Annotated in this window: 9 protein-coding genes and 1 tRNA gene; 4 read left to right on the forward strand and 6 right to left on the reverse strand. The window is 51.3% G+C overall.

The genetic code is table 11. The features are described from left to right. The first annotated feature begins 28 nt into the window (after window positions 1–28). The gene (hpnD, locus tag AC07OI_RS24565) at window positions 29–862 is read left to right on the forward strand and encodes a presqualene diphosphate synthase HpnD (RefSeq protein ID WP_492708988.1); all 834 of its coding nucleotides are present in this window, start codon (window positions 29–31) and stop codon (window positions 860–862) included. Beyond that, entirely contained in the window at window positions 855–2,225 is a 1,371-nt protein-coding gene (hpnE, locus tag AC07OI_RS24570; protein WP_495259037.1) for a hydroxysqualene dehydroxylase HpnE, read from the forward strand. Before hpnD ends, hpnE begins: the two co-directional genes overlap by 8 nt. Here hpnE and radA read toward each other — a convergent pair. Beyond that, the gene (gene radA / locus AC07OI_RS24575; RefSeq protein WP_495259038.1) at window positions 2,222–3,607 is read right to left on the reverse strand and encodes a DNA repair protein RadA; all 1,386 of its coding nucleotides are present in this window, start codon (window positions 3,605–3,607) and stop codon (window positions 2,222–2,224) included. The genes hpnE and radA overlap by 4 nt on opposite strands. Window positions 3,608–3,807: 200 nt before the next feature. Here radA and lplT point away from each other — a divergent pair, with 200 nt between their 5' ends. After that, on the forward strand, window positions 3,808–5,070 hold the full coding sequence (gene lplT / locus AC07OI_RS24580) for a lysophospholipid transporter LplT (RefSeq protein WP_492708993.1): 1,263 nt from the start codon (window positions 3,808–3,810) through the stop codon (window positions 5,068–5,070). Between the two features lie 70 nt (window positions 5,071–5,140). Here lplT and AC07OI_RS24585 read toward each other — a convergent pair whose 3' ends face one another. Genes AC07OI_RS24585 through tsaB form a run of 4 tightly spaced genes read right to left on the reverse strand, consistent with a single transcriptional unit; the run spans window position 5,141 to window position 8,235 of the window. Further along, window positions 5,141–6,118 (reverse strand): DUF1853 family protein, encoded by a 978-nt coding sequence (locus AC07OI_RS24585; RefSeq protein WP_495259039.1) that lies wholly within the window; start codon window positions 6,116–6,118, stop codon window positions 5,141–5,143. Between the two features lie 5 nt (window positions 6,119–6,123). Beyond that, the gene (locus AC07OI_RS24590; protein WP_492708997.1) at window positions 6,124–7,053 is read right to left on the reverse strand and encodes a uracil-DNA glycosylase; all 930 of its coding nucleotides are present in this window, start codon (window positions 7,051–7,053) and stop codon (window positions 6,124–6,126) included. Beyond that, window positions 7,040–7,516, reverse strand: a complete 477-nt coding sequence (rimI, locus tag AC07OI_RS24595; RefSeq protein ID WP_495259040.1) for a ribosomal protein S18-alanine N-acetyltransferase — start codon at window positions 7,514–7,516, stop codon at window positions 7,040–7,042. The genes AC07OI_RS24590 and rimI overlap by 14 nt, the downstream gene beginning before the upstream one ends. 11 nt (window positions 7,517–7,527) lie before the next feature. Continuing rightward, complete coding sequence (gene tsaB / locus AC07OI_RS24600; protein WP_495259041.1) at window positions 7,528–8,235, reverse strand: tRNA (adenosine(37)-N6)-threonylcarbamoyltransferase complex dimerization subunit type 1 TsaB; 708 nt, start codon at window positions 8,233–8,235, stop codon at window positions 7,528–7,530. Window positions 8,236–8,347: 112 nt separating this feature from the next. Here tsaB and AC07OI_RS24605 point away from each other — a divergent pair, with 112 nt between their 5' ends. Further along, complete coding sequence (locus tag AC07OI_RS24605) at window positions 8,348–8,746, forward strand: thioredoxin family protein (RefSeq protein WP_495259042.1); 399 nt, start codon at window positions 8,348–8,350, stop codon at window positions 8,744–8,746. A 113-nt stretch (window positions 8,747–8,859) separates the two neighbouring features. On the opposite strand, the gene AC07OI_RS24610 is transcribed toward AC07OI_RS24605, so the two are convergent. Beyond that, window positions 8,860–8,936 (reverse strand) — tRNA-Arg (locus tag AC07OI_RS24610). Window positions 8,937–9,254: the final 318 nt, after the last annotated feature.

Below are 9,254 nucleotides of genomic sequence, written 5' to 3' on the forward strand. Positions count from 1 at the left end.
AGCAGCCGCCACTTATTACTCATTCAGCATGTCTCCAGACGAATATTGCCAGCAAAAAGCTGCACAAAGTGGCTCCAGTTTTTACTATAGTTTCTTGTTCTTGCCCCAGGCCAGAAGGCGGGCAATTACCGCCCTGTATGCATTTTGCCGTGAAGTTGATGATGTCGTCGATGAAAGCACCGACGATATGGTGGCGCGCAGCAAGCTGGGCTGGTGGCGCAAGGAAGTCCAGGCCATGCTGGCAAATCAACCCACGCACCCGGTAACCAAGGCTCTGCTGCCCCATATGGCGGAATACCAGCTTGATGGCGCACACCTGCTGGCGATTATCGATGGCATGGAAATGGACTTGAACCAGACCCGCTATCTCGACTTCAACGCGCTGCAAAAATATTGCTGGCATGTCGCTGGCGTCGTCGGCATTTTGTCGGCCAGTATTTTTGGCATCACCAATCCGCAAACCCGCGAGTTTGCGGAAAAGCTGGGCTTGGCTTTCCAGATGACCAATATCATCCGCGACGTGGGTGAAGATGCACGCAAAGGCAGGATCTACCTGCCCGTCAATGAATTGCAGCAGTTTAATGTCACTGCAGCAGATATTCTGAATGCGCGCCATAGCACGCAATTTGAAACCCTGATGCAATTCCAGTATGAGCGCGCGCAAAAACTGTATGAAGAAGCCTTTGCCCTGCTGCCACGGGAAGACCGCAAATCACAAAGAACCGGCCTCATCATGGCAGCAATTTATCGCGCCCTGCTGGTGGAAATCCAGCGTGACGGCTTCCATGTACTGAATCAGCGCATTTCGCTGACACCAATACGCAAACTCTGGCTGGCCTGGAAAACCTACGTCCGTGGCTAAAAAAGATACGCTGAAAAACAAGTCTGTCGCCATCATTGGCGCTGGCTGGGCTGGTTGCGCGGCTGCCTGTGAACTGGCACAACAAGGCGCCACTGTCACATTATTCGAGTCCAGCCGCAATCTGGGTGGGCGTGCGCGTGGCGTCACCGTGCATGGGCAAGAACTGGACAATGGCCAGCATATTCTGCTGGGTGCCTACACCCAGAGTCTGCGTCTTATGCGACTGGTTGGTGTAGATACCGGGACGGCACTTTTGAACTTGCCACTGCAAATGGTCTATCCGGCGCTGGAAGACGGCATGTCATTCATTGCCCCACGCTTGCCTGCCCCGCTGCACTTATTGCTGGCGCTGATCAAATCCAGTGGTCTCAGCTTCGCTGACAAAATGGCGCTGGCCAGGTTCTCGTCCACCGCACGCTGGATGGACTGGCGCTTGAATGAGGATTGCAGCGTCATAGAATTACTGGATCGCTTTGATCAGACACCCCGGTTATGCCGTTTGATGTGGATACCGCTTTGCATTGCTGCCCTGAATACGCCGCCAGAACGTGCCTCGGCCCAGGTATTTTTAAATGTGCTGCGGGATAGCCTTGGGGCGAAACGTGCCGCTTCTGACATGCTGATACCGCGGCTGGATCTGAGTAGTATCCTCCCCAAAAAAGCGGCAGACTACGTACGCGCTCACCGCGGGCAAGTTTTGCCTGCACATACCGCAACAGGCCTTTTGCAAAACGAAGATGGCAAATGGCAAATCGAACTGAAGCAAGCTGAAGCACAATTGCTGCCCTATGATGCAGTCATACTTGCCTGCGATTTCGCCAATGCAGACAGGTTACTGTCAACCTTGCCAGCCAAAGACCAGGCAATCCCCTTGCCTGCAATGAGTTACGAGCCCATCACTACCTGTTATCTGCAATATGCACCGAACGTGAAGCTGCCACGCCCCATGCTGGCCCTGCTTGACGATGCGGGTCAGAAAAAATGGGGGCAATATGTATTTGACCGTGGTCAGTTGCAACCAGACCAGGCTGGCTTGCTGGCAGTGGTTGTGAGTGTCTCGCAAGCTGCCACGGAAATCGACCGGCATGAGCTGGCGATGGATATTGCCGCACAACTGGCACAAAGCCTGGGCATGCCAGAATTGGCACAGCCGATATGGCATCAATGCATATCAGAAAAGCGCGCCACCTTCAGTTGCACACCCGGCCTGGACAGGCCAGATAATCATACTGCTTACGCTGGTCTGTACCTGGCAGGCGACTATACCAAAGGCGATTACCCTGCCACACTGGAAGGCGCAGTACGCAGCGGCATCGCGGCCAGCCAGGCTATCGTCAAAGACTTGAAGACAGCAAAAATCTAATCCTGAATTTCGCTATCCACATCGCGGATTCTGGATAAGGCTTCTTCTATCCTGTCCACACCGATGATGGTCAGGCCTTCGATTTTTTGTTTGGGTGCATTTGATTTCGGGATCATGGCAATGGAAAAGCCCAGCTTGGCGGCTTCACGCAAGCGCTCCTGCCCACGTGGTGCCGGACGTATCTCACCCGCCAATCCCACTTCCCCAAACACCACCAGACCGCGCGGCAGCGGCTTATTGCGCATCGAAGAGTTAATCGCCAGCAGCACGGCCAGATCGGCTGCAGGCTCGGCAATCTTGACGCCACCCACGGCATTGATAAACACATCCTGATCGAACGCCGCCACGCCTGCATGTCTGTGCAATACTGCCAGCAACATAGCCAGGCGGTTTTGCTCCAAACCGACGGACAGGCGGCGCGCATTAGGGGCATGCGAACTATCAACCAGCGCCTGTATCTCAACCAGCAAGGGCCGCGTCCCCTCTTGCGTAACCATCACGCAAGAGCCAGCCACCTGGGTATCGTGCTGGGACAGGAACAAAGCCGAAGGATTGGAGACACCTTTCAAACCTTTTTCAGTCATCGCAAACACACCCAGTTCATTGACTGCACCAAAACGGTTTTTAATCGCCCGCACCAGACGGAAACTGGAATGGGTATCGCCCTCAAAATACAAGACCGTATCGACGATATGCTCAAGTACGCGCGGACCGGCCAGTGCACCTTCTTTGGTGACATGACCAACCAGTATCATGGTGATATCCATGGTCTTGGCGACGCGGGTTAACTGGGCGGCGCACTCACGCACCTGAGCGACTGAACCTGGTGCTGAACTCAGTGCGTCAGAATACATGGTCTGAATAGAATCAATGACCACAACCTGGGGCTTATGCTCAGCCAGAGTATTGAGGATTTTTTCCAGTTGTATCTCGGCCTGCAATTGCAAGTCTTTGGCATCCAGTGATAAACGCTTGGCACGCAAGGCGATTTGTGCTCCGGATTCTTCACCACTGACATACAAGACTTTTTTTATGCGTGCCAGGTTGGCCAATGCCTGCAACAACAAGGTCGACTTACCAATACCTGGGTCACCACCTATCAGCACTACGCCGCCGGCTACCAGCCCGCCACCCAGCACGCGGTCAAATTCATCGATGCCAGTACCAAAACGCGGCACATCCAGCGCCTCAATTTCAGCCAGATTCAACACAGGCGCGGATTGTGCCAAGCCCTGGGGTTTGGCGCTAAAACGGTTGCCGACTGATTCGACGATGGTTTCGACGAGAGTATTCCATTGCCCGCAAGCCGGGCACTGCCCAGCCCATTTATTAACAATACCACCACATTCAGTGCAGGTAAAATTGGTTTTCGCTTTTGCCATCTTCAGACCTGAGGAAATTTTAAGAGGCATGCGCAGTATAAAAATAGCGCAAACTGCAAGCATACCAGCCAGAAAAACACTGATATTTTAACCAGTATTCAGCAATTAGCTTGCCTTATTTCACTAATTCCGCACAATTTTCATGGTATAAAGCTGCCAGAGACATTTTGTAGCAGGTATACATAGAGCATGAATAAAGCATGAAGAGCGGTTTTTATACGATCATGGCGGCGCAGTTTTTTTCTTCGCTGGCCGACAATGCCTTACTGATAGCCGCGATGGCACTGTTGACGTCCATGCAATCTCCCGATTGGATGCCACCGCTATTGAAGTTGTTTTTTGTATTGTCCTATGTCTTGCTGGCCCCTTTTGTTGGTGCCTTTGCTGACTCCCTGCCCAAGGGCAAAGTCATGCTCATCACGAATATGATTAAAGTCGGTGGCTGTGCCCTGATGTTTTTTCATGTGCACCCCTTGATCGCCTATGCTGTTGTCGGCTTTGGTGCTGCTGCATACTCACCTGCCAAATATGGCATCCTTACGGAATTACTACCTCCAGAAAAACTGGTCGCAGCAAATGGCTGGATAGAAGGCCTGACTGTCTCTTCCATTATCTTTGGCACGGTACTTGGTGGCGCACTGGTGAATACCAAAGTATCTACAGCTTTGATCAATTTTGATTTCCCGCTGATCGACTTCAATATCACTACCCCATCTGAAGCAGCACTTTGTGTGGTCACAGCCTGTTATGCGGCGGCGGCGCTATTCAATATGCGCATTCCGGATACTGGTGCACGTTACAAGCATCAGCAACGCAATCCAGCCAAACTGGTAACAGAATTTGCTGAGTGCGTGACCATCCTGTGGAAAGATAAACTGGGTCAAATTACCCTCGGTGTGACCACCCTGCTATGGGGCACTGCGGCAACCCTGCAATTTATCGTCTTGAAATGGGCTGAAAAATCCCTGCATATGACGCTGGACAAGGCCGCCATCCTGCAAGGTGTAGTTGCCATAGGGGTGGCACTGGGTGCAGTAGCTGCAGCCCGCTTCGTGCCATTGAAAAAATCCCTGAATGTCATGCCCATGGGCGTTGCCATGGGCCTGGTAGTCATCACCATGATTTTTGTGCACTCCATCTGGATCGCCTACCCATTGCTAATACTGGTTGGTGCACTGGCTGGCTTTTTTGTGGTTCCCATGAATGCCTTGTTACAGCATCGTGGTCACGTATTGATGAGTGCCGGGCATTCCATTTCTGTTCAGAATTTCAATGAAAACCTGTCAGTCCTGACCATGCTTGCGCTTTACACTCTGCTCAACTCCATGAAGATAGATATCATGGTCATCATCGTATTGTTTGGTTTGTTTGTGTCCAGCACCATCTATGGCGTGATGCGCAAACATGCGGCCAATCAGCGTGAACACGACTCACTGGCACTGATAGGCGAGCACAAGCATTAATCCAATAGAGTGCGAAGAGAGTGCGCCTGATGAGGCGCATATCAAGAAGCCAAGAGGCGCGTGCCAGCGATTATAGTGCGCGCTTCAGTTTGACGGCGTCAGCCTCTTCAAACCAGTCATCGGGCACCACCATGCCCCTGCGATATTCCTGCATCACTTCCAGGCCATCCTGACCTTCCTGCATCAGTGCCAGCATGAGCGGTGTATGGGCATTGGTAAAATAGGTGTGCATGCTATTCAGGACAGTATCCTTATCCAGCGCCATCCCCTTGCCGACCTGAGCTGGTGCCAGCCAGTCCAGCCTGTCCAATAGCAAAGCACATTCGAAATCCAGTGCCTGCACTTCTGCTTGCGTCCATATCGCACCGCGGTAATGATCTGTTGCCAGACCAGCCATATGGCCATAATCAGCAATGAAGGAATCAACTATTTTTTCATCGCGATAAAACAACCAGCCCAAAACCAGTGCCTGCGCACTGTGCACAGCTTGCGGTAAAACTTGTTGTGCCAACGGATGCCGTGCTAATAGCAATTGCTGGCCTAATATCTTGTGCAGTTTGGCACCAAGACTATCAGCCAGATTGGGGCCTAGATATGCATATAAATCCGGAGAGCTAGTCGCATCTGCATGATATAAATAGAATTTTGTCGCCAGTTCCAGATGCTGCAATCCGGTATTGGTCTGCAACAGGAAATCAAACTCGCCTATGGTGCCCGCGCCTTTGTCATGCACTTGCAGACCATGCGCATGCAACAAGCCATGGGCATTCAAATAGAATTCATAAAGCCGTTCAGCATACAGACCCAAGCGGCGCGACGGATGGCGCCGCAAAAGATCAAGCAAGGGTTCAGGATTGCTGTCAAGTTCAGCCAGCCATTGCGGCAAAGCTTGCATATCTGTGTATGCTGCGGTCGCCAGTGTACCTTGCCAGAGAGCGTCGTGCCCATCCAGCAAACCCGGCGCAGTCAGCATCCAGGCCAATGCCCGTACATGAGGATGATGGAGATGCTGCCACTGGTGATGAAATGCAGCTTGTGCGCTCCCCATATGCTTCAACTTGCCGGAAGCGCTTTAATGGCCAGACACAAATCTGCCCAGGCTTTGGCTTTGTCTGCAGGCTTGCGCAAAAGATAGGCCGGATGATAAGTTGCCACTACAGGTATGCCCTTGAATTGCTGCACCTTGCCGCGCAATTGCCCGACAGGTGTTTCCAGATCCAGGCCCAATAAGGATACTGCAGCAGTTTTTCCCAGAGCGACAATAATTTGCGGTTTGATCAAGTCTATCTGTCTGTGCAGATATGGCAGGCAAGCAGCAATTTCATCCGCGGTCGGCGGCCTGTCTTTGCCTTGCGCATCTGTTGGACGGCACTTGACGATATTGGCGATATAGCTTTGCTCACCACGCGGCACTCCAAGTGACTTGAGCATATTGTCAAGCAACTGCCCGGCAGCTCCCACAAAGGGCAAGCCTTGCAGGTTCTCGTTATAGCCTGGCCCCTCACCAACAAACAGCCATTTAGCCTGTTTGTCGCCTGTGCCAAATACAGCTTTTTTCCTGCCATGACATAAACCGCACTGACGGCAACTTTCTACCACGGGTTGCAATTCATCCCAGGACATGGAGGCAATTGCAGGTTCACGGCTGATTTGCTGCACTTCGTTTGCAGGCATATCAACTGGGATTTCGTTCGCCAACCAGGCATCTGGCTCAGGCACACGTTCAACAACTGGCGCTACTGGCTGCACTTGCGGCAAGTTTTTTGTTTGCTCAATTTCAGGCTCTGACCAGGCTGAATTCACCGGAGAGACTGCACTTGTCATCGTCTGCGGTGGAACAGGGACAGGTTCAGGAGTGGGCTCAGCCTGTGCTTCTGCTACTGCCACAGGCATAGCAGGTTCTGCGGCCCGCAATAACCACATCGGGCCCAAACCCAGTTCATGCAAGGCTCTTTGCCGGTTGTGAGTATCAAACGTCTGCATCAACATATCTCCGCATCACTATTGCATCTTCGCGCTGGTTATCATGCGCCGGATAATACCCTTTACGCACACCGATCGCTGCAAATCCCGCTCCTTCATACACAGAAATGGCACGTGTATTGCTGCGTCTTACCTCCAGCAAAATCGAGGCATGAGCATGTTCAGTGGTGTAGGCGAATAATTTGTCCATCAATAATTTTGCGTAGCCCTGTCCCTGACATGGCAGGTCCACTGCGAAATTAAGCAGATGCAATTCATCCAGTATCGGCATGACGACAAAGTAGGCAAACAAATCCAGTTCTGTATTTCTGAAACCAAAAGCTTCATAGCCACTGGAAAGAGAATCAGTAAAGTTCCCACGTGACCAGGGATGGGTATACACCCGCTCTTCTATGCTGAGCATGCGGTCTACATCTGCAAATCCCAGCTTGCAATAATGCGGTGTGATCAATTTTAAATCCATAGCCAATTCCATTACGTTGGCGCTTTGGCAGTCTGGAGTTTGACTTGCTCGCGCTCAGCAGTAGTGAGGGCAATCTTATTGCGCAGATACAAAGGCTGCGCCTGATCTGCCGGCAGGCTATGACCAGCAACAAAATCCAGTCGCCCCAGTATGCCAACTTGTTTTGCATGGGGCATGCATAGCAGACTTGGATATCGCGCCTGCTCCGACTCTGGCAAGAACACACCATTACCCAGTACCAGATGTGGATTTTCCAACGTAATGGCAGCCAATGCTGACGCCAATCCTGTCAAGGCAGGTGCACTTACCTCTACCCAGCCCGCATCATCAAAACGATATTGCGCCCAATACACTTCATTCATGCGTGCATCAAGTATGCAGACAAATTCATTTGCTGCAACTTGCTCACGCGCGGCTTCAGCCATGGCTAGCAAGCTCACCACTGGCACGACTGGCAGGTCAGCACCATAGGCCAGTCCCTGTACGATGCCGCAAGCTGTACGTATGCCGGTAAAAGCACCGGGGCCACAGCCAAAGGCAATCGCATCACAATCCTGCAAGCGCACACCGGCCTCTACAAGAAGTGCTTGTATGGCAGGCAAAATACCCTGGGAATGTGTTTGTACGCCGCTGAGTTCGCGGATGAATATGCCGCTATCAGTCAATATGGCTGCGGTAGCGAGTTCAGTTGAGGTTTCAATTGCTAAAATTCTGGTCATGCGCGTATTTTACCGTGTTCCATCGATTTCACGGCCGGCTCTTTGCAATACCTCGCACCTTAGTCACGCCTTAAATCATCACTTCGTTTAAAATTGCATGATGAACTCGACAATGAATACCGAAGACATTTCCTCAGTAAAGGCTGAACTGGCAAATAAAGACTGGCTAGTTGCCTGCCTGTGTGCTGCCTGGTGCGACACCTGCAATTTCTACAAACCATCCTTTGATGAACTGATGAGCAAGCATCCGGACAAATGTTTTGCCTGGATAGACATAGAAGATCAGGCGCATCTGGTGGATGAAGTGGATATAGAAAACTTCCCCACCATTCTGATCCAGCATCGCGATCAGGTGATTTTCCTGGGCACGGTCTTGCCGGATGCAGCACAACTGCAGCGCCTGATTCAGTCCATGACAGAAGAAATACCAGACCAGCAAGTCAAGCGCAGCGCCCTCAACCAGGCAGCCCCTGAGGGCTGGAATATACGCGAACTGATACTCGCGAGCTAACAAAGCATCAATCATCTGCAGCAATGCTGCAGATCAAGACTAAATATTTCTATCGTTAGTTTCGCTCACCAAAAAGACAAAAGGGACTAGATTTGCATCTAGTCCCTTGAATCTGGTGCGGCTGGCAGGAATCGAACCCACGACCCCTTGGTTCGTAGCCAAGTACTCTATCCAGCTGAGCTACAGCCGCGAAAAACAAGATTATAGCGAGATTCAGGCAAAATGAAAAGCCCCAGGGCTTAGATTATTTTAAATTTGAATAAAATCAACCCTCTTAACCCAGTTTTCCCTCTAAATTTGAATCCAATGGCAAAAACTGAAAAAGGTATTTCACAGAACTATTCAGCAAGATGCTGCGAGAAGACCGCACTTCTGTCTGAGTCTGCATTAAATCGGGCACTAAAACGCTGTTAAAACAGTTTTACCCAAACCCAAAAAGACAAAAGGGACTAGATTTGCATCTAGTCCCTTGAATCTGGTGCGGCTGGCAGGAATCGAACCCACGACC

It is taken from the genome of Undibacterium sp. GW821-FHT07F11 (assembly GCF_059418665.1).

Bases quoted from the DNA above. Each gene is read 5' to 3' on its own strand.
- rimI (WP_495259040.1), bottom strand. From the start codon at position 7,516: ATGGATTTAAAATTGATCACACCGCATTATTGCAAGCTGGGATTTGCA.
- AC07OI_RS24605 (WP_495259042.1), top strand. From the start codon at position 8,348: ATGAATACCGAAGACATTTCCTCAGTAAAGGCTGAACTGGCAAATAAA.
- hpnD (WP_492708988.1), top strand. From the start codon at position 29: ATGTCTCCAGACGAATATTGCCAGCAAAAAGCTGCACAAAGTGGCTCC.
- tsaB (WP_495259041.1), bottom strand. From the start codon at position 8,235: ATGACCAGAATTTTAGCAATTGAAACCTCAACTGAACTCGCTACCGCA.
- AC07OI_RS24590 (WP_492708997.1), bottom strand. From the start codon at position 7,053: ATGCAGACGTTTGATACTCACAACCGGCAAAGAGCCTTGCATGAACTG.
- lplT (WP_492708993.1), top strand. From the start codon at position 3,808: ATGAAGAGCGGTTTTTATACGATCATGGCGGCGCAGTTTTTTTCTTCG.
- radA (WP_495259038.1), bottom strand. From the start codon at position 3,607: ATGGCAAAAGCGAAAACCAATTTTACCTGCACTGAATGTGGTGGTATT.
- AC07OI_RS24585 (WP_495259039.1), bottom strand. From the start codon at position 6,118: ATGGGGAGCGCACAAGCTGCATTTCATCACCAGTGGCAGCATCTCCAT.